Source organism: Synechococcus sp. MIT2312, assembly GCF_059772315.1.
Genome location: NZ_CM186281.1, coordinates 433,853 through 453,916, shown reverse-complemented (window position 1 = coordinate 453,916; position 20,064 = coordinate 433,853). Strand labels below are relative to the sequence as shown.

At 52.7% G+C, this 20,064-nt stretch carries 22 protein-coding genes; 9 read left to right on the top strand and 13 right to left on the bottom strand.

Annotated features, from left to right (window positions below; all coding sequences use genetic code 11):
* Positions 1-76 precede the first annotated feature (76 nt).
* From stpA to AC6EI9_RS02890, 3 genes are all read right to left on the bottom strand, one after another.
* On the bottom strand, positions 77-1,282 hold the full coding sequence (gene stpA, locus AC6EI9_RS02900; protein WP_498469007.1) for a glucosylglycerol 3-phosphatase: 1,206 nt from the start codon (positions 1,280-1,282) through the stop codon (positions 77-79).
* A gap of 29 nt (positions 1,283-1,311) precedes the next feature.
* On the bottom strand, positions 1,312-1,536 hold the full coding sequence (locus AC6EI9_RS02895; protein ID WP_498469006.1) for a hypothetical protein: 225 nt from the start codon (positions 1,534-1,536) through the stop codon (positions 1,312-1,314).
* 129 nt (positions 1,537-1,665) lie between these two features.
* On the bottom strand, positions 1,666-1,863 hold the full coding sequence (locus AC6EI9_RS02890) for a thioredoxin domain-containing protein (protein WP_498470141.1): 198 nt from the start codon (positions 1,861-1,863) through the stop codon (positions 1,666-1,668).
* Between the two features lie 234 nt (positions 1,864-2,097).
* Here AC6EI9_RS02890 and AC6EI9_RS02885 point away from each other — a divergent pair, with 234 nt between their 5' ends.
* Complete coding sequence (locus tag AC6EI9_RS02885; protein ID WP_498469005.1) at positions 2,098-2,412, top strand: SemiSWEET family sugar transporter; 315 nt, start codon at positions 2,098-2,100, stop codon at positions 2,410-2,412.
* Here AC6EI9_RS02885 and AC6EI9_RS02880 read toward each other — a convergent pair.
* On the bottom strand, positions 2,406-2,663 hold the full coding sequence (locus tag AC6EI9_RS02880; protein ID WP_498469004.1) for a hypothetical protein: 258 nt from the start codon (positions 2,661-2,663) through the stop codon (positions 2,406-2,408). The genes AC6EI9_RS02885 and AC6EI9_RS02880 overlap by 7 nt on opposite strands.
* A gap of 417 nt (positions 2,664-3,080) precedes the next feature.
* Between AC6EI9_RS02880 and AC6EI9_RS02875 the strand changes: the two genes are divergently transcribed.
* On the top strand, positions 3,081-4,622 hold the full coding sequence (locus AC6EI9_RS02875) for a DUF8648 domain-containing protein (RefSeq protein ID WP_498469003.1): 1,542 nt from the start codon (positions 3,081-3,083) through the stop codon (positions 4,620-4,622).
* Positions 4,623-4,646: 24 nt separating this feature from the next.
* On the opposite strand, the gene AC6EI9_RS02870 is transcribed toward AC6EI9_RS02875, so the two are convergent.
* Together AC6EI9_RS02870 and AC6EI9_RS02865 are read right to left on the bottom strand one after the other, a co-directional pair.
* Positions 4,647-7,310: an AAA family ATPase gene (locus tag AC6EI9_RS02870; RefSeq protein ID WP_498469001.1), complete on the bottom strand. Its 2,664-nt coding sequence runs from the start codon at positions 7,308-7,310 to the stop codon at positions 4,647-4,649.
* Entirely contained in the window at positions 7,301-8,476 is a 1,176-nt protein-coding gene (locus AC6EI9_RS02865) for a metallophosphoesterase family protein (RefSeq protein WP_498469000.1), read from the bottom strand. The genes AC6EI9_RS02870 and AC6EI9_RS02865 overlap by 10 nt, the downstream gene beginning before the upstream one ends.
* 108 nt (positions 8,477-8,584) lie before the next feature.
* On the opposite strand from AC6EI9_RS02865, the gene AC6EI9_RS02860 reads away from it, so the two are divergent.
* Positions 8,585-9,733, top strand: a complete 1,149-nt coding sequence (locus tag AC6EI9_RS02860; RefSeq protein WP_498468998.1) for a phosphotransferase enzyme family protein — start codon at positions 8,585-8,587, stop codon at positions 9,731-9,733.
* A gap of 2 nt (positions 9,734-9,735) precedes the next feature.
* Here AC6EI9_RS02860 and AC6EI9_RS02855 read toward each other — a convergent pair whose 3' ends face one another.
* From AC6EI9_RS02855 to AC6EI9_RS02845, 3 genes are all read right to left on the bottom strand, one after another.
* The gene (locus AC6EI9_RS02855; RefSeq protein ID WP_498468997.1) at positions 9,736-10,293 is read right to left on the bottom strand and encodes an MAPEG family protein; all 558 of its coding nucleotides are present in this window, start codon (positions 10,291-10,293) and stop codon (positions 9,736-9,738) included.
* A gap of 90 nt (positions 10,294-10,383) precedes the next feature.
* Complete coding sequence (locus AC6EI9_RS02850; RefSeq protein WP_498468996.1) at positions 10,384-10,695, bottom strand: hypothetical protein; 312 nt, start codon at positions 10,693-10,695, stop codon at positions 10,384-10,386.
* A 120-nt stretch (positions 10,696-10,815) separates the two neighbouring features.
* Entirely contained in the window at positions 10,816-11,439 is a 624-nt protein-coding gene (locus AC6EI9_RS02845; RefSeq protein ID WP_498468995.1) for a hypothetical protein, read from the bottom strand.
* A 147-nt stretch (positions 11,440-11,586) separates the two neighbouring features.
* Between AC6EI9_RS02845 and AC6EI9_RS02840 the strand changes: the two genes are divergently transcribed.
* The 6 genes from AC6EI9_RS02840 (at position 11,587) to AC6EI9_RS02815 (ending at position 16,497) form a co-directional block, all read left to right on the top strand.
* On the top strand, positions 11,587-12,162 hold the full coding sequence (locus AC6EI9_RS02840; protein WP_498468994.1) for a DOMON-like domain-containing protein: 576 nt from the start codon (positions 11,587-11,589) through the stop codon (positions 12,160-12,162).
* 41 nt (positions 12,163-12,203) lie between these two features.
* Positions 12,204-13,163 (top strand): lytic transglycosylase domain-containing protein, encoded by a 960-nt coding sequence (locus AC6EI9_RS02835; protein WP_498470140.1) that lies wholly within the window; start codon positions 12,204-12,206, stop codon positions 13,161-13,163.
* Positions 13,164-13,267: 104 nt separating this feature from the next.
* Positions 13,268-13,945: a hypothetical protein gene (locus AC6EI9_RS02830; RefSeq protein WP_498468993.1), complete on the top strand. Its 678-nt coding sequence runs from the start codon at positions 13,268-13,270 to the stop codon at positions 13,943-13,945.
* Positions 13,946-13,997: 52 nt separating this feature from the next.
* Positions 13,998-15,326, top strand: coding sequence for an O-acetylhomoserine aminocarboxypropyltransferase/cysteine synthase family protein (locus tag AC6EI9_RS02825; RefSeq protein WP_498468992.1), 1,329 nt, complete (start codon positions 13,998-14,000; stop codon positions 15,324-15,326).
* A 16-nt stretch (positions 15,327-15,342) separates the two neighbouring features.
* On the top strand, positions 15,343-16,236 hold the full coding sequence (locus tag AC6EI9_RS02820; RefSeq protein ID WP_498468991.1) for a homoserine O-succinyltransferase: 894 nt from the start codon (positions 15,343-15,345) through the stop codon (positions 16,234-16,236).
* Positions 16,237-16,254: 18 nt separating this feature from the next.
* Entirely contained in the window at positions 16,255-16,497 is a 243-nt protein-coding gene (locus tag AC6EI9_RS02815) for a hypothetical protein (protein ID WP_498468990.1), read from the top strand.
* A 605-nt stretch (positions 16,498-17,102) separates the two neighbouring features.
* Here AC6EI9_RS02815 and AC6EI9_RS02810 read toward each other — a convergent pair.
* The 4 genes from AC6EI9_RS02810 to AC6EI9_RS02795 form a co-directional block, all read right to left on the bottom strand.
* Positions 17,103-17,387: a hypothetical protein gene (locus AC6EI9_RS02810; RefSeq protein WP_498468989.1), complete on the bottom strand. Its 285-nt coding sequence runs from the start codon at positions 17,385-17,387 to the stop codon at positions 17,103-17,105.
* A gap of 108 nt (positions 17,388-17,495) precedes the next feature.
* On the bottom strand, positions 17,496-17,969 hold the full coding sequence (locus tag AC6EI9_RS02805; RefSeq protein WP_498468987.1) for a tetratricopeptide repeat protein: 474 nt from the start codon (positions 17,967-17,969) through the stop codon (positions 17,496-17,498).
* 145 nt (positions 17,970-18,114) lie between these two features.
* Positions 18,115-18,546, bottom strand: coding sequence for a hypothetical protein (locus AC6EI9_RS02800; RefSeq protein ID WP_498468986.1), 432 nt, complete (start codon positions 18,544-18,546; stop codon positions 18,115-18,117).
* Positions 18,547-19,600: 1,054 nt separating this feature from the next.
* Positions 19,601-20,056, bottom strand: coding sequence for a hypothetical protein (locus tag AC6EI9_RS02795; RefSeq protein WP_498468985.1), 456 nt, complete (start codon positions 20,054-20,056; stop codon positions 19,601-19,603).
* Positions 20,057-20,064 lie beyond the last annotated feature (8 nt).

The following is a 20,064-nucleotide window of genomic DNA, read 5'->3' as shown; positions in this document are numbered from 1 at the left end:
GGCTAGACCCGCAGATTTAGGGAAACGACTCTTCAACCAACAGCGCACACTCCCCGATCAATCTGGAAGGGAGGTTTCAGAGTGTGAGCTCGGTCCGAGCTTCCGACAAACCGATGAACCAGTTCACGTAGGCCTCAGGACCGCCAGGAATGCAGACATCGAAGTGCAGAGGATCATCAGGATCACTGATCCCAGCGAGAGAACCATCGGCCAACGATGGTCGGTCAACCTCTCCGCCACTGCTGTCGACCAGCACCACCCGGTTGGGACGGCCAAAGCTGCATCCGAGTTCCTGAAGAAGAGTGAGAAAGCCTCGATCACTGCCTCCTCTCAACCAGCCATCACCAGAGGGATTGACCGTTGACGTGACAGTGTCACCAACACCGACCAGAGAAGGCATCTGTTCAGGCGGTATCCGTTCCTCGCAGAGAGCCAGCAGCGCTTCATGGTCGTGGGGCGCGGTTCTGACGTTGAACGCTTCTCCGAGGGGTGCCGTGCCTGTGCGTGCTGCGATGTGGCGATTGATCAACACCAGCAATCCCGCTTCCTTGATGGCTCCTCGCAACATGAACTGGATATCGGTACTGCCGACGTCTCCCTTGACGGCAGGTTTGAGTCGTTCACAGCCAAGAGGGTCACGCCCGAGATTCGGCGCAACATGCAGGAAGAAGGAGTTTTGAAGGCCTTCGGCCTGGGCCATTGCCATGAGTTGCTGCATCAGCGACTCCAGCATTGACTGCAATTGACGTTGACGGTCGACATCGTCGGGGATCCAACCGAAAAGGCTGTTGAGATTGATGGTTGGTGACACCTGAGTGTCGAGAACAGCCCGCTCGACTTCGACGGCAAGCTCCGCTTCACCCAGTTCGGGCATCAAGGCAGGGAGCATGGAACGCATCAGAGCCTTCATCCGCCCGGGAACCGATGCCAGAAAACTCATTTCAGCCTCACTCACTCCAGGATGTGTAAGCCTCCCGAATTCGTCCTGCAGCTGCACTCCACCGGCAGCGAGCCCGGGGAGATAAAGACCATGTTTTCGGGCCATGGAGCAATCGCCGAGTGCTGTCTCAACCAGACGATTGACACCGCGATGACCTTCGTGTTCGCCATTGGTCAGAACGACAAAACTGCCATGTAATCGGGCAGCGGCATGCACATATCTTTCAGAAAGGCTTCGGGTCAGTGGATCCTTCACCAGAGGCATGCAGACCCCGTCAAGGTCCTGCACGATCAGCAGGTCTGGACTGGCGACGAGTTCCTGATGCAGTGAAGCGAGATCCATCCGAACCGTTGGTGGCGCGATCTTGGTCCTCACCCTCCCATGCAGCGATTGAATCGCCAATCATCGAAAAGCGGAACGCACATCAGCTTTCGGGCAAAACCCATGACCAGCCTGAAGGCAGGCCTGAGGTTGGTGCGCTCAATCACAATCTCAATCACCGGACAGGGGCCGAGAACAAGCACTGGGACAAAACAATGGCTGGTCACTGAGATGGGCCTGAACAGCACAGTCAGCAGCACCCCAGCAGTCGCCAACCAGGGGACGATCAGGATCCAATTGGCAATTGAACATCTCCATGAGCTGTGGACATTCACGATCACGACTGGAGAGAACAAACAAAGCAATGGAAAGGTTTGCGTTAACGGACAACACCCACTGACTGTTCAATGCGTGCTGTGCGGGCGCGATGATCTCGCCGCTCTCGTTCTCAGCAAGAAAGATCCCTCCGCAAGCAGTACATCACTGACGATCAAGGCAGGAAGCTTTCCGAATGGCTTGATGCCAAAGAAATCAGCACGGCCATGCTGCTTTGGCTGCAGGTGAAGTTCAAGCAATTGATTGTTGATCGCTTTCTCCTCCATAAACCCTCGGGGCATGCTTGCTCTTGTTCTTCGACCGCCGAAGAGTGCAAAAGCCACCGGATCGCATCACCGGTGGGTGAATGCTGGCAAAGGGCTGGACCAGATTCAAGCTGTCCGAACGATCGACATCAGACCTGAGGATGTCCTATCGAAAACTGAGCCTGTGATTCTGTAGTCTCATTGAACTTATATAGTCGGACCATCCGGCTATCCCGGTAGCTTCAATCTTGATCAATGAACATTTTTGATATGACATTAGATTTGAGTTCTTCGGAAATATTCGGTTTCGCAGCAGCAACACTTTCAACTGTTGCATTTCTGCCACAGGTCATCAAAACATGGAAATCCCGATCAGCAAGAGACGTTTCCTATGCCTTGCTGCTCACTTTCAGCACGGGATGTCTTTGCTGGGTGATTTATGGGTTTCAGGTTGACGCCAAGCCGGTAATGATCGCAAATTCATTCACACTGACATTGAACCTGGCAATTCTGGCGATGAAAATCATCTTCGAGAATGAATCAAGGCCAGCAACAGCAGGAGATCAGTAGTAACTTTTGAAAATCTGAATAATATCCTGGATCTCATCAATCTGAACAGAATTTCGATTTTGATCATCTAACAAAATCATTTCAAAACCATCCCAGTTTTTAATCAAGTCAACTTCAACAAAATGATTATTCAATGTCATTCTGATATTCACGCCCCAATCAGCCGAGTCCACCAAAAGACCTTCCATCGTTCCGATGTCGGCAGTTCCGAGCAGACGACGAATTTCATTCTCCATGTCCAGGCTATTCATCACTCAGAATTTTAATAATGGCGACAGGTCTCAGAGCAACGTTAAACTATCTGCATCATGATCTATCGAACAAAAGCAACATTCTCTGCGACTCTCTGACGCAAAGCAACCAATTGCCGACACAGCTTCGGTCTTCAATAATGAAATCCTCAACAATCCGATTCATCCATCTGACGTCAGACAAACCATTCACAAACTTGGTCCATGAGGTTATCGACTGGAGTTTTCAACTATTGACCCTGGAGCATCGGTGAAGCGCCCTCTGACCTGAGAGCAGATAATGGATGATTACTCAGATTGGAATGGGTTGATCCAACGGCTCGCCACGAACTAATGAACCAGCCAACAACAGCGGTGTAACTGGGCCTCCAGCCAAGCTTTCCATCCTTTGTTCACCTCATCCTCCCCTTCATTGCAATGAGTCTCAGCACTGCAGCACTGTTGAACTCAAACGGATTCTTTCCTCCCAGCCTCGACAGGGATCAGGTGCGTCAGCGGGTCTGGGAGCTGGAGACAGGAAAGGTCGGGTTCTACAGCGTGGGGCTCTATCCCGCGTCCCTTGCCTACAACTGCGCCATGCAGCAGAAGGACGAAGAGAATCTGCTGCTGGCACCCCGACCCGATCGCGAGCTTCTCGGTGCGTTCACGCAGTCGGCCCTCGACGGCATGGACCCCAAGCACGTTGCGGTCATGGAACGCATGGGCAGCCATCTGGTTGAGGGTGTGCGTCAGCCCAACACCCTGGCTGACCTGCTCAAACGCTGTGAGCTGGTGGTGCTCAGCGCCAACAGCAATCATGTTGAAGAAGACCTGATCGAAGCGATTCAACTGCGGGATCAATTGGGTCGGCAACATGTGGTGCTGGCCTGCCTGGCTGGATCATTCAGCCATGACAACTTGATCAACGAGTCCTATGTGCTGTGCGAAAAAGTCCCGAGCCTGGGCTTTTTCTCCGGTTTTCATCGCCATGGCGCCCTGCGCAATCCACTCGACAGCTTCACGGCCAACTTCTGCCATCCCAACGCACTGACAGCACTGCTGGGAGCGCGAATGCTGGATCGACTGTCGCCGAACATTCAGGTTTCAGCTGGGGTTCACAACATTGAGGGGCAGTACATCAAGGCTGCGAAAAACATGTCGTCGGTTTTTGCCGGGTTTGGCTACGCCTATCACCAGGACAACCCTGGAGTGCTTCCAACTCTGCTGACACTTCTGCTTGACCAGTGCCTGGACCAAGCGGCAACGGTTTCCATGGCTCGGCGCAATCGCCAAAGGCTTTACAACCGTCAGCCCTTTGCACTGACGGAACTCGGTTACGGCGTTCAGAGAATCGAAGCGGCTTTAGTGCGGGGGGGGGATATGGAAAAGGTGCGCGATCACACCTTTGCGCAACTCACAGCCATGGTGGCTGACGTGCGCGGCAGCATGATGTTGCCGGTTTCCGGCACACCGACCCGTAATTTTCAGGCAGGTCAGGTGTTGGCAGAGCACATGCGGGACGAAAAGCGCTGTCCGCACTCAATGGAAGAGCTTGAGAACTGGTGCGAACAGGCAGGCCTGCGTAAAGGAGGCCTGGAAGGTCTCAAGTCGTTGCGCTACTGGCCACAGATTGTGCGCAAATACGCCATTCCTGTGCACGACGCATCGATGGTGAACCTGCTCTACATGGCCATCTATGGAAATTCCACAACCAAGGATGTGGCGTTTTCGGTGATGACCGAAAGCCGTGAGCTCTCCAACTACTGCCAGGAGTCGGTGCGACCCACCCACAGCCGGCGATACGCCGAGGCACTCCAGAATCTTGACCAGCCCGAGGCGATGGATTTGTTGGTGAATGCCGTGATTGCCGATAACGCCCGCCGCCTGATTCGAGATGACAACGGCATCGAAGAACAGGACACAGTCGATGAACCACCGGCCTATCTCAAAGCCATGAACGTGATCGAAAACGCACTCTGAACTCGATCACCCCAATCCAGAACGTCAGTGATGGTCGAGATCGATCACCGCATCGGCAATTCCTCGGTAGGGATCGGGGTCACAACTGAGTAGCACCACCTGCAGACCCAGATCAACTGCCTGCCGGAGCATGCTCCCAACCGCTTCAAGTCGCGATGGATCGCTGTTGGTGAAGGCGTCATCAAACAACAAAGGAAGACAGCCGTCATGACCATCGCGCAGAGCCTCGGCGATCGCCAAGCGAACAGCTGCGTTGAGCTGTTCCTTGAGTCCTCCGCTGAGTTGTGAAAACTCGAGGCTCTGACCTGAGCGCTGAAGACGCAGATCCTTCAGGCCGTTGCTGGCATCAAAACGCAGCTCAGAGCTGTCGCCGGCTTGCTGCAGAAACGGAGCAATGAAACGATTGATGCTGGTTTTCAGTGGTGATGAGTAGCGACGTGAAAGGTCCGCACGCGCGTCCTGGAAACGCTTGAGAAGCAGAACCCGTGACTCAACCAGCTGGGTTTCCTGTTCTTCTGCCTGTTGAGCCACCTCAAGACGATTGGACATTTCCTCGAGGTCGGCATGGAGTTCACGACTTCCGAGACGTTCACAGCGCTCGAGCAATGAGCCCCGTTCACGATTGAGATCCGTGCGTTGCCGGTTGAGCTTCAGCTCACGATCATCCAGCTCAGCCAGTGGTGTCTCCACGTCGGTGCCAGATGCGAGACCACAGTCGTCACAGAGCACGAGCAGTTGGTCCTGCAACAGCTCACACTGATGCGAGACCGTCTTGAGTTCAACCTCGATTGATTGAGCTCCTCCATGCCGCGATTCAATCTCGTGTTGTTGTTGAAGCTGCTGTGCATGCTGGGCTTCATGCCGTTCCAGTCGAATCTGGAGCTCCTGAAGCTTCTTGGCGAAACCTTTCTGTTCTCGTTCCGCGCGCTCATAGTCGCCACGCAGTGCGCGGAGCCTTTCCTGGACCGATTGATAGGTCTGGCGGCAGTCGTCCAACGCCTTTGCAAGATCGTCCTCAACGGCAATCTCACGATCCACTGGATGGTGTCGGAGTTCAGCGAGCTGCTGCTCGAGTTGTTCGAGGTCTTGATCGCCTTTCAGGTTGCTCTGCTGCTGCTCCATGAGCTGGCGAAGACGTGCATCAAGAACAGCAAGCTGCTGTTGAAGCTCAGTGCGAGTCTGCAACTGGGCCTCTGCAGCTTCAAGGCTGCTGACACCCCAGACCTTGAGGTTCTGCTCCAACAGAGACTGACACTGCGTTCTTTCGGCCATCAGTGCTGAAAGGCCGATCCCTTCTCCTGGACTGACCAGCAAGGTGACGTCTTCACCCACCTCAAGCCGAAAAGCACCTGTTCTTTGGGCAACGTCGCCAATCCCGAGCTGTTCGCCATCCAGGCACACAGTCACGTTGGAGGACTGCAATTCGATCCGCGATGCCATGCTTTGAAGACGAATCTCCAGCTCACGAAGCTGTGACTGCTGAGCTTTCAGGGCCACCAGATCGCTGGCATCGCGACTTGGCAGTGCCGTCAGCTGTTGCGTGAGCTGGAATTGCTGCTGTTCGAATTTGGCGCGTTGTTGCTTGTGCCTGCGCAAGCCCTGGATGCGTTGTTCAAGCTGTTCCTGGTCCTGACGACGTCGCAGGGCATGGCCACGCTCTTCAAGCGCCTGACGCTTGCGATCAAGTTGTTCACAGGCACGTCGTTGATCTTCGAGTGTGATGGAGGTGGTCTCAGCGGACTCGTTCATGACCCTGAGCTCCTGTCGCAACACCCTCATCGCCGTTTCAGCTGCCTGCATCTCCTTGATCAGACGCGTCAGCGCACTGAGCTGTTGTTGCCATTGGGTCTGCTGAAGTCGAAGAGGAGCCAGACGTTGTTGCAGATCCTTGAGAGCTAGCAGCTGTCGACGTCGCCTCTGCACTTCCGGTGCGCGACATTCCAACTGATCAAGAGCCTGCTCATTGGCGTCTAGCTCGATGCAGGCTGCTTCATAACTGAGCAGTCGCTCCTTTGCCTCGGCGTGTTGCTCTGAAGCTTGTTGAACGTCCCGCCGGCGTTTCCAGAGTTCACTGTTTTGTTTCACGCCCCGACTGGTGAGGCTCGACGCCACAAGTTGCTCAAGCTGGTTGTAAACCTGCTGATCCATCGGCGACTGCAGTGATTGCTCAGCCTGTCCCTCCAGAGCGGTGATTAATCCCTTGAGGTCGTAGTGCTCGCCGCTGAGATCCAGCAGGTTGCGACCGGCCAGTCCTTGCATCACCCAGAGATGAGCCCAACGGGTGGGTAGAACACGGTTCACCTGTCGGCTACCGATGATTTCCTCGACTCCCAAAAGAGCAGCCAGCTGATCCTCTGCATCGCCACCAAGCAAAGCCTCCTGACCCGCTCGGCTCAGGCGGCTGGTGCCGCCGGCACCGCTGAAACATTTCAACAGTGACCAACGATATCCGGCAGCATCAAAATCGATCTCGACCTGGGGATGACCTGCGTGCGTGGCCGAACGCAGATCACGAATTGCAGCTCCCGTGGCAGAGGCACGCAGAAACAATGTCCGGTGCATCGCCTCCACGAGCGAGCTTTTACCGGATTCATTGGCCCCCCCAATCAAGGTCAGCCCAGGAGCAAAGGACACCTCCAGAGCTCGATGCCGGCGAATGCTTTCCAGTCGACAACGAATCAGGCGCATGGATCCGAGGAGCGAGATTCAGTGGCGTATGAACCCGTGGCGCAGAGACGGTGCAACTCGATCAAAGCATGCTCAACCAGCGGATCAGCAGTGCTTTGAAGCTCGTCCTGAAGACCTGCCGCGATCGTGCTGACCAGGGGACTATCGATCCGAAGCAGCAGCTCATCCCTCTCCTCTGCGGTTGGTTGGCGGTGCAGCTTGCCTCGCAGGCGAAGGTGAAGGAGCTGTTCTCGGAGCAGCGCTAAACGTTCCTCCAGTTGGAGATGGCCCTGGAGACCAAGTTGTCCGTTCAGCTCAAGCCGCATCAGATCACGACCCACCCGGCTGCCAACCGACTCGACCAGTTGTTGCTCAAGCCGGGGCAGATCGGCATCGCCGTTGAGCGTCATGGTGATCCGGTGCCAACGCAGACGGCCCGTTGGTTTCACGATGACCCTTGGCGGCTGGGCCCTTTCCACATCAATCACGAGAACCTGTGATCTCAAGTCATCGGGCCCTGTGGGAAAGCGATCGGGTTCCGGTGTACCGCTGTACCAGGTTCTGCGATCAACCTCCATCAGCGCATGCCAGTCGCCAAGGGCGATGTAATCGATTTGATCACGGGGCAGTGGCTCGAGGCAAAGCTGATTGACCTGGCCTTCACCACCGAAACCCTGCACCGAGCCATGGGCCAGAACAACGCGCGGTTTCACCGGATCGAGTTGTGTCCAGTTGAGCTGATCGAGCCAGAGAGACGGACTCTGGCTGTTCCGCTGTCGTTGCAGGGGGCAGGGCAGAAGAGTGACACCAGCAACATCGACTGGTTCCGGCTTGTCAAGCAATTGAAGATTGCCAGCACGCTGCTGCATCTGCCGGCGCAGATCGTCACGCCTCCAGATACCACCGGCGCCACCGTGATCATGGTTACCAGGGATCACGACTACAGGTGATGGGATCGATCCCACCGCTTCCAGCACCTCCATGACCACGGCAGCAGCCACCGTGCTCGAGTCGAACAGGTCACCGGCAACCAGCACAAGGTCCACGTTTTCCTGGCTGGCCACATCAGCAATCCTCAGGACGGCATCAACGCGCTCCTGCTGCAAACGAGCCTGTTTCTGAGAATTTTCAATCCAGCGATAGGGCTTACCGATCTGCCAGTCAGCGGTGTGAAGGATTCGTGGCACCCGTGACGTTCAGACAACGATCACCATGCTGCCGCCTTCCCGCCTGATTTTCCGCACACTCATTGCTGGCAAAGGGCAACAAAGACGGCATGTTTCGTGATGAGACCCATGCGATTCGCCGTGTCCTCCCCGCTCTCCAGCCCCAACTCGATCCTGGAGACCATCGCAGGCCTGTTCCATCCACCGGAACAGATCGATGGGATCAGCCAGCTTGGTTCAGGAAATGTCAACGACACATTTCTGGTGACACTCAATCGCAGTGCTTCACGATCAGCCTTCGTGATGCAGCGTCTGAACACTCAGGTGTTCGAACAACCTGAACTGGTGATGCGCAATCTGCTGAAACTGGGCAGCCATGTTGAGCAACGACTTGCACAAGAACCGCCAGAGCTGTTGGGTCGTCGCTGGGAGGTTCCCAAAGTTCTGCCAACCCTGGATGCGGATAGCCACTGGGTGGAGCATCAGGGTGAATTCTGGAGGTCGATCACCCACATCGGTGCAGCCACCACAACGGATGTCATCCAAGACGACCTTCATGCCCGTGAACTTGGCTACGGCTTGGGCATGTTTCATCACCTGATCAGTGATCTGGCCACTGACGAACTGGCAGACACTCTCGAGAATTTCCACATCGCGCCGGCTTACCTGGCTGAATTCGACCTGGCGTTCTCCAGATCGAGTGATCGGATCAGCCGACGCACCACTCAGGCCGTCTCCTTCATCGAGCAGCGAAGGCAAGGGATCGATGTTCTTGAGCAGGCCTGTGCACGAGGTGAACTGAAACGACGACCGATTCACGGAGATCCGAAGATCAATAACGTGATGATCGATAACGCCTCCGGACAGGCCGTCGGCCTGATCGATCTTGATACGGTGAAACCGGGACTGGTTCACTACGACATCGGCGACTGTCTGCGTTCCTGCTGCAACAGATTGGGAGAGGAGACTCTCGATGCAGAACAAGTCAGCTTTGATCTCAATCTTTGCCGAGCGATCCTTGAGGGATATCTGTCCATCGGCCGATCATTCCTCACGCCAGAGGATTTCCGCTACCTACCTGATTGCATTCGCCTGATTCCTCTTGAGCTTGGAATCCGCTTTCTCACAGATCATCTATCCGGAGACCACTACTTCCGGACATCAAGGCTTCAGCACAATCTCGACCGCGCTGAGGTTCAGTTTGCCCTGACTCAATCAATCGAGAATCAATGGAAAGACCTCAACAACCTGATTGAAGAACTTGCGCAAGAACCCTAAGTTCAAGCACGCGAGCGCAGTGCACTGAAGAGAATGAGGGCAAACATCATGACTAAAGGATAAAACGTCAAGGCAAAACCCAAAGCTCTTGAAATCGCTCCTTTGCGATATCCCCCGATAAACAAGATTCGTCCTGCAAAAAAACAACAAGCCGACAGCGGAAGTACTGACAACCAGACCGAAGGAGTCATCAGGATCCAAAGCAGGTAAACCACCGTGGCCAGCACCGTTTGCTCCAGAGTGTTCTGAAGAATCGATTGGAGACACACAAGCTTCAGCGATGAAGACTTGACTGCAGAAGAATCAATATCCGCAGAGGAAAAGAAACGATACTTGGCAACTCTTGCAATGGAACCTATCAGGAAGAAACAAGGAATCAGCAAACTCCAGCCCAGAACAATTAGCCTGCTATCCACTGTCTGTGAATCAGAGAAGGACAGTGGGTTGCAGAGGATCCCATAGAGAATCAACAGGAGGGAAATGATGAACCCAAGTCCCATACCTCGCAAAACACCTGACTGCTTGTCCGCCAAAGTCAGCGCCATATTCTTCAGCTGCATCGATGACTAACAATACTCAGATCATCACTACCAACAACGCATGGGATCAGTTCGCAGATGAAGCCAGCTCTCACAAGAGCAGAAAAGGCGTCAGATTTCCGGCTTTAAAATAGTGATGTTGTATTCCTTGGAAATCAGGATTGAAATCGTAGCGATTGCTTGCTGAACGATGAGATCAGCATTTTGATTGGTCTGCTCATTAAATTCAGGAATCAGTACTGCAGAGTCCTGTAGCTCTGGAGGTGTAACCAACCTCAGCCGAGCACGATCCTTCTCTGAACAATGATCAAGCACAGTCTCTACAGCTGCTGAAATCAACCACTCCCTGGCTTGCCTGTAACTATTGGAGCGATCAATCTGTCCAGAATCCTTTGGCATCTTGTGCTCCTTGCTTGGTGTCAAGCCAGGATGACTCAGTTCATCATGAACTGGTGTGGATGATGCCCATCCCTGCCCTCAGGTTGCAAAGAACCTGGCCAGCTTTTTCCTCTCAAGACTTGAACGAAGCGTTGAGTCTCTCGATCAAGCTTGTTGCTTGGGACCTTGTTCATCGTTTGGCTCTTGTTGAGCGTCTTCGTCCTGAGGGTTGGCCAGTTCCAATTGATGGCGCGTGAGTTCCACGGAACAGGATTCGATCAGGTCTGCTGCAAGGTCTTGCTCTTCCCCCTCAAGCCGAAGGTCCTGAGAAATCGGTGCTTCGGGGCAGCTGATGGCGGCGACCTGCTGCAGAGCATTCGTGATGGCAGAAAGGTCGTTTTGCCAGGTGACTGCCAGCCCCTCGATCTCTGCGAGCACTTCAGGACTGGCAGCTTTGAGACCAGAGGCAGCATTCACACGAGCAGCGATTCGCCGCTCATCCCAGACGGAGGCACCCACTAAATGCGCTGCATGAAGCGTGGCCAGAGAGCTGATGGCTTCGGCCTTAAGGGTTTTGACCGAACGGCTGATGACACGTTGATCCAGCGAAAGTGGTTCCACTGAAGGCAGATCAGCAGCATTCGCCGAGGCTGACATTGTGAGAGGAACGCCATCCTCCAAGGGTTCCAACGGCTGCGGCAGATCTTCGAATTCATCGGGATCCACAGATGGAGCGATGCGGCATGCCGCACGAATCAACAGATCAGCGAAGCGTTCTCTCAGGCTCATGTCTTGTCAGCTCCCCCTGGTTCCATTCTGACTCTGCTCCTAGTCTGCGAATCTCAACAGGCCGGACTTCACCACTCAACAGTGACGACAAGGCACACAATCAGGCATCGAGCTCAGCACGGCACAGCCTGGTCGGAGACTTAAAGAATGGGACGACACCCGGTGATGGTGAGGCAGGTCTGCCCACTGATTCCCTTCGATCATGCTCAATGCCCTTCGGTTCTCGCCACGGCGGAGTTCGTCTGGACCGAAGACGCTCCACTTGAACTGAGCTTCAGCCTTGGACCGAAGCTGGCCGAAAGCTGCATCGGTGGCCTCTCGTTCAACAGGCATAAACCAGAAAACTCAGCACGGAGGCAGGACAACCTCTGGGAACACACCTGTTTCGAAGCCTTTCTTGCTCGTCCAGGTGCCGAAGGGTACTGGGAGGTGAATATTGCTCCGAACGGAGACTGGAACCTTTATCAATTCGACGATTACCGCACGGGTGGAATCGCCGAACCACTGGCGAAACCCCCTGAAGTGCGCTTCAGCATGAATCGAGTTGGTTGCCGCTGCACCATTCAGATTCCACTCCAGCCCTGGTGGCCGTCCGCAGAGATTCCTGAAATTGCCCTGACCATGGTTCTGGAAGACCGAAGCAGCTGTCTGAGTTATTGGGCTCTGTCCCATCCAGCGGACAAGCCAGACTTCCATGACAGAAGGGGTTTTCTGCGTTGGTGAACAGTCATCTGCCTGACACCAGGATCTGGGTGCGTTGTCTGATGAGCATCGCTGTGCTGCTCAGTCCGATCACCGTGGCTTGCAAGACGGTTGAAACCATCGAAACGGCTGTCGATGCAAGACCGAGTGGCGCAACGATCCCGAAACTGCCAAACCAGACAGGCCTGCCCATTGCTCCGAATGGTCGGAACTACCCGTTGGTGCCGAAAGAACCAAGCGATATTGCTGCGCTGATTACCGGTATCGAGGCTGCTTTGATCACCCCGCAGCTGGCAGAACTGGACCTCGGGGCTCTGGCCCATCAGCAACAGGTGATTTACAGAGTTCTGTCCAAGCGCCCGCACCTGAGTGAGAACGTTCGCTCCCAAATGGATCCACGCTGGCGCTGGGTCTTTGACCAGCACATCGCAGCCCGCAGAGAGTTCCTGGCGATGCATCGTGGAACTGCTTCGTCCACCTTGCCGGCTTGGAGAATCCAGTCTCCCGAGCCTGCTGATCAATTACTCAGGGCCTACCGCAGTGCATCGGCGGCGACAGGGATCGACTGGACCGTTCTGGCTGCCGTGAATCTGGTGGAAACCGGAATGGGAAGGATCGACGGCGTTTCCGTTGCCAATGCCCAGGGTCCGATGCAGTTTCTACCAACCACCTGGGCAGAACCAGGCATCGGCAATGGTGGCAATATCCGAGACCCATGGGATGCCATCCATGCAGCAGCTCGCTATCTCGTGAGACGCGGAGGCTTGAAGGACATCCGCAGCGGCCTTTGGGGGTACAACAACAGCGACCACTACGGCCGAGCTGTGCTCCATTACGCAGCTCTTCTGAAGCAAGAGCCACTGACCTACAGGAGTCTTCACCAATGGCAGATCCATTACGCCTCCTCCGCCGGTGACCTTTGGTTGCATGAGGGTTATGAGCAACAACAACCCATTGGGGTGAACGACTATCTGCGACACAACCGCCACAGTGCACCCCTGAAGGAAGGACTCCAGCCCTGAAGAAGAACTCAGCAATGGGTTGAAGAAGCTGCAGCAGTGGCCATCCCCCCTGGCCTTTCATCGTCTGGCATCTACGCTTCGGGGATCAGGACTTAACAAGCTGCGTGGCAAAAGAACTCACCCATCGCGCCGACGAACTGGCCGGTCTCGGCTGGTCTGCTGACGATGTCAATCGCTACGCCGAACTCTGGGAGTATCGGCAGCGCTGGGGAGCGATGAACCTGGAACGGGAAGATCGTCTGTTTCTGCGTAAAGCCGAAGCAGCTCTCCCCGTGCTGGCAACAGGCAAAGCCTCTGTCAAAAAGAACACCCAAGACAAGTCTTACTACCGCTGGCTGCGTTTCCATCTGGACGCCATGAGTGCGGCGCAGTCTGAGATGCAACTTGCTGAAGGATCCCAGGGAGCGTGGGTGATTCTTCTGGAGGAAGAACTGCGTCTTCTGGACCACTACCAGCCAGTTCTGGGTCTTCCGGACACGATCAAAGCCAAGAGCTTTGATGCCTTCCGAGAGCAGATGGCTGAACAGGCTTCGGCGCTGGGCAGCGAGGAAATGCAATTACGCAGCCATGACTTTCAGGCAGCACTGGCGGAACTGAAAGAAAAGGAGAACAGCAAATGGCGTCATCTACGCGAACTCACTGGGGAACAGCCCTATCCGGTGTTGCTTGGCGGAACGCTCGACAGCTTCCGAAGCGAAGTTCGCAGCAGGTTGACTCCGCTGCTGCGTCAGACCCTTCCCTCACTGGCAGAGACCGATAAGCCTGATCCAGACGCCGGCTGAGGTCGCTCGATCGCCACACCGCTAGAAATGGATTGACTTCTCTGCGATCGCCGTGACGGATCAGCGCTTTGAGACCCTGCAACTGCACGCGGGACAGGTCCCTGATCCCACGACCAATTCAAGAGCTGTACCGATCTATCAGACCAGTTCCTACGTCTTCAATGACGCAGAACACGGCGCCAATCTGTTCGGACTGAAGGAATTCGGGAATATCTACACCCGGCTGATGAATCCCACAACGGATGTCTTCGAAAAGCGGGTGGCTGCTCTGGAAGGAGGTGTCGCAGCACTGGCTACAGCATCAGGACAGTCAGCCCAGTTCTTGGCGATCACCAACTGCATGCAGGCTGGCGATAATTTCGTCTCCACGTCATTCCTCTACGGCGGGACTTACAACCAGTTCAAGGTTCAATTCCCCCGCCTCGGCATCAACGTCAAGTTCGCGGAAGGAGACGACGTTGCCAGCTTTGCTGCGCAGATCGACGACAACACCAAAGCGATCTATGTGGAAGCGATGGGCAACCCCCGCTTCAACATTCCTGATTTCGAAGGGTTATCAGCTCTTGCCAAAGAACGAGGCATTCCCCTGATCGTGGACAACACCCTCGGGGCCTGCGGAGCATTGCTGCGCCCGATCGAGCATGGTGCTGATGTGGTGGTGGAAAGCGCCACCAAATGGATTGGCGGCCATGGCACCAGTCTCGGCGGCGTGATTGTGGATGCCGGAACCTTCAATTGGGGCAATGGCAAATTCCCGCTGATGAGCCAGCCCAGCGCTGCATATCACGGTCTTGTGCATTGGGACGCGTTTGGCTTCGGCAGTGACATCTGCAAGATGCTGGGACTTCCGGATCATCGAAACATTGCCTTTGCCCTGAGAGCCAGAGTCGAAGGACTGCGCGACTGGGGCCCGGCAGTGAGTCCGTTCAACAGCTTCTTACTGCTGCAAGGCCTGGAAACGCTGAGTCTGCGAGTTGAACGCCATGCGCAAAACGCCATGGAGCTGGCGCAGTGGCTGCAACAGCACCCGAAGGTCACAAGCGTGAGCTATCCGGGCCTGAGCGGCGATCCATATCATTCAGCTGCCAAAAAATATTTAACAGGCCGTGGGATGGGCTGCATGTTGATGTTCTCGCTCAACGGCGGCTATGACGATGCAGTGCGTTTCATTGACAGTCTGAAACTGGCGAGCCATCTGGCCAACGTGGGCGATGCCAAGACATTGGTGATCCATCCGGCATCCACCACACACCAGCAGCTGAGCGAAAGTGAGCAGGCCTCAGCCGGTGTCACCCCAACCATGGTGAGAGTGTCTGTGGGTCTTGAACACATCGATGACATCAAGGCTGACTTCGATCAGGCCCTGGCATCTGGCGCCTGATCGGAGATGTTGTGACATGGCTCTGATCCTCCCGGCTAATTATCACAAGATCACAGCCGTTGAACGCAATCGCATTTCCTGGATCAAACCAGAGCAGGCAGAACGCCAGGACATCCGGCCCTTGAGGATCGGGATTCTGAACATCATGCCGTTGGGGAAACAGTACGAATTCAACCTGTTGCATCCGCTTGGACTTTCAGTGCTTCAGATCGAACCAATCTGGATTCGTCTGCAGACCCATGCGTACAAGAGCTGGGACCAATCGCATCTTGATGGCCTTTACAAGACTTGGGACGAGGCCAATGCCAAGGGGCCTCTGGATGGATTAATCATCACCGGAGCACCTGTTGAACATCTTGATTTTGAGGAGGTGACCTATTGGACAGAATTTGTGAAACTGGTTGATGAGGCCCGCATCAGCTGCGCCAGCACCCTTGGCTTGTGCTGGGCGGGTTTTGCCCTGGCTTATCTGGCGGGAGTTCGCAAAGTGCCACTCCAACAGAAGCTGTTTGGGGTGTTCCCAATGCGCAGCCTTGTACCTGGCCATTCTCTGATGGGCACACAGAACGATCAATTTTTCTGCCCACAAAGTCGCTACGCGACACTTCCAGATACCGCGATGGAAGCAGCACAACGACAGGGGCGATTGCGATTACTGGCACACGGAGAATTGGTGGGCTACACAATCTTCGAAACGCCAGATCAACGACAACTGATGCATCTTGGACATCCCGAATATAACGTCGACAGAATTCTGGCTGAAATGGAACGAGACAAAGCCCGGGGCGATGTTCCGCCACCGCAGAACTTTGACTCCGACCATCCTCTGACTCTCTGGAGGTCACACCGAAATCTTCTATTCCAGCAATGGCTGTGGTTCTGTTATCAGAGAGTGAGTTTTCAAGCGTGATTGAAATAGAAGACATCGATGCATCCTCTTGAAACCTTTGGACAATGGCGCCAACGCTGGCTCGGATGGTTGCCAATTCTTCAACGATGGGAACGGTCAGCTAAGGAAATAGCACCTGAGCGACAAGATGATTGGTTATTGGATCCCGTCAATCAACAAGAAGCATCAGCATTGTTTCCGCACCTCAGCAAAGAGAGAGCGATACTTCAATATCAGAAAATGAGGCTACACATGCGTGAACAAGAACAGCGCGGTTTTTGATCACGGTTCGAGCCAATAGTGTCGTGAATCAATATCAAAATTAGATTATTCGGGAAAGAGCAGATCAAGCAAGACAAATAAAAATAGATCTACACCTCAATCGATTGAGCGGCTACAGCAATCAAATAACCAAAGGATATTGCAGAAGGGAGTACAGCAGGCGTCTCACCAAGGTGGCCGCGATGATTTCTTTAATACACCAACGGTTTGATGATCCAACACAAGGAACACTTTGCACAAGCATCCGGCACTGTCTGGTTCAGGATCAAGCTTTAAGATCTGAAAGGTTGGTTCAGCTCACATCAACTGGACCGAATTCGCCATAATCTTGATATGAAAAATCTTCTAGTGAAACTTCTCGGCCCTCTGCTCGCGATCGCAGGTGTCCTGGGTCTGACGGGTTCTTCGATTCTCTGGAATTTTCAGGGTCGCACGCTTGGACTCCCTGCCACTGTGCTCTCCTTGTTAGTGCTTGCTGTGGGAGTTGTTCTCTTGCGCCCCCTGCAACCAGCCGTAGCAACGGAGACAATCAACATTCCTGAATCTGAGACTTCAGAAGTCACCACCGCTGCGTCCACTGAGGAGAAGCCTCAATCTCGAGAGGATCAGACTAGTGAAACTGCAAATCCAAGTTCAGTTGACACGTCCAACCCGAAGAAACCATCTTTGACCACGGCCGAAGCGATCGCAGCCCAGCTCGCGGCAGCGGAAGCGGAAAAGCCTGAGCTTGTTCTTGTGAACTTTGCACCGGACGCACTGTCCCCTGGCAATTCAATCCGACCGAATAAGCGAGAACCAGGGAAGAATTTATCGGGCTTCCGAGACATGGCTTCCGAATTATTCAAAAGCAGTTGATCAATCAAGAATGACTGACGCAGCTCTTCATTCATGATTAATAAAAATTCTTCATCATCAATGCATTAATATCTTTAATTCAAAGTTTCTAACCAACTTTTGCTTTATCCAAGCTGGTTAACTCAGGTTCTAGCTTTGTAATGTTAGATGTCACAATATTTTCTGATAAAACTGATTGATTGAGAGTCTCCAAGCTGACTTGCCTTGTTCCAATCTAAACATGCTCGTTGAAGATCATTCGACATTTCCATTGCCATTCCATGATTGAAATAAGCTGTTCCGTCTTCGGGATTCATTTCAATCGCAACATCAAAATCAAGAATGGCCCCAGCTAGATCTCCAGTTCGCGCCTTTGCGATCCCACGACTCCCATAAGTGTTGCCAGTTGAATCAAGCTCGATTGATCTACTGTAATCGATAATAGAGCCTTCAAAATCGCCATATTTAGCTTTAACAACGCCTCGATATTGGTAGGCAGATGCGTTCTGCGGATCAAGCTCAATCGCCTTATTGAAGTCAGTCAGAGCACCGCGATAATCGCCAGATTTTGATTTTTCAACGCCAGCCTTGAGATACGCATCAACATTGAGTGCCAGTGCTGGAGAAACAAACGTCAAGAGACAGACCATCAATGAGGCAACAATCCTTCGAATTAGCATTAGCTGAGATGACCTGCTGAGAACAGTTTAGTCTTCGGTCTAAAAACTGCAAAAGGGCTTGTAGCCTCAAAATGTTGATCACAAGAATCAGAGAACGATGGTGTCATGCCTGTGTGATCGGCACTTGATCAATCAAGACTAATTTCCAATCATTGGGATCGTACTCTCCGTCTCCAAACATAATATTAGATGCCTCATCCAAGCATGACGCTTCGACTTCAACCGTTTTTTCAGCTTTCTGATTCAAAAAGGAATAGATATGACCCTCTTCATAATAAGCAAATGGCTTGGACGGCATTTGCGAATCAGGAAGCCAATCATCACGAGCAATGATTTCCTGAGTAATCCCTTCAATCATTTTCAAAGTATCAATGTCACCGTCTTCGAAATAGGCTTGCCAATTCATCTCAGCCCATTTTCCATTATCCTCCATATACAAAACATAAGCCTCATCCTGAACCGTATCACGCATTAAACAAAAGTTTTCACCAGAAAAACTGAATTCAGCAGATTGAAGCTTGTTATGGACAGACATAATTCAAAGTTAGCAGGATATTGTGCGAATCGAAATCACAAACTACTTGTGCAGTCATTATTGTGAATCTAGCATCCTGGCTGAGCTGCCGAGGTAGAGAGCTTAGGGTCAGCTTGGTCCAACAACGGCGAGAATGTCTTGAATCGGGCTTTTAAGGCGTCATAGAATTGCATGACATCAGCAGTCACCTGTCAAGCAAATACAGTTCAACAAGACTGGAAGGGGAGGATCCACATGGAACCAAGTAGTATTTCACATCCACGGCTGATGATATCTCACAACTCATCGAGATGATGGTACTCAATTCTGTCTGAGCAGCTGAGCTCACAAAGCGATTCATCGCGTAAGCAACAGAATGGCACCTATCAGCACACACGAGGGGCTTGAGAAGCCAGTGAAGAGTTCACTGCTGATGAAAAATTGTTCTAGTCAAGGCTTAACGACGATGCTTGATAGCAGCGTTCATAGTGATCACTGAATCATTGATAACTGATCAAAAAAAGAAACGACACGAAACTGTAATCTTCTAGACTACAATTCTAAATTCTGGAGTTACAAACAGCTCAATTACCCAAGACACCATGGCGAATTCAAGATTGAAAGGAGCGTGTTACGTTGTCAAGCTCAATGACGGCAATCTTCTAATCGAGGTCGATTCCTTCGAGACCTATGCCGAGGCCTTAGAACAGTTCACTCAAACGATTGGACTAGGATCGTTCGGTCGATGGAATGAAGTGTATTTAGAGGGAAAAGATAGAGCCGGACAATTCATTGACATTTACTGTTTTCACGACTTTCGTGGAAATTCATAATCCTGATGCTACAAGCCAACTTTAAGGACAGATCAATAACATCATGCAGAATAGGATGGACGCCAATGTCAAGACACAGAACAATAGATTATTGCATAGGTGAAAAAATCAAAATAAATCCAAGTGACTGAGTAAATTACTGGAATGAGGAATGAGGAATGAAGAATGAAAAAGGTGTTTCCTTCATATCTCAGAGAATATGGATGTTCAATAAAAGTTGCTCTAGATCCTTGTGCAAGGTTTCACCTTTGATTCTGTTGAAACTCAGCTTCAATCTCGGAATGGTCAACCTCTCGACAAGTGCCCATCACATCAACCACCATCGAAATATTCCTTTGTTGAATCCTTTGCTCATAGGTGTACTCACCTACAGGATCAAGATTCATCCGGATGGTTTCCTGGCTTGTACTGAAACCTTGCCCAGACACTCCAGTACTAGACAATACCCCGTCAATCATCTCTGCATTCAACCATTGTCCGCCCTGTGACATCAGCATTCTTCTCTGGGGATCAATGATGTAGGTCTTATTTTGCTTCCCTTTATTTTGCTGAATGATTTCTGAAGTATTGGTATTCATAACCTTTGAGGTAAGTTCTCCTTTGCAATGTAAATAAATGAGCTCGTCAGCAATTGCAGGAGTGCCAAAGATCAACACAACGCCAAACAAAGTTAAAAGATTCATTTCATTCAGAAACATCGTTTCCT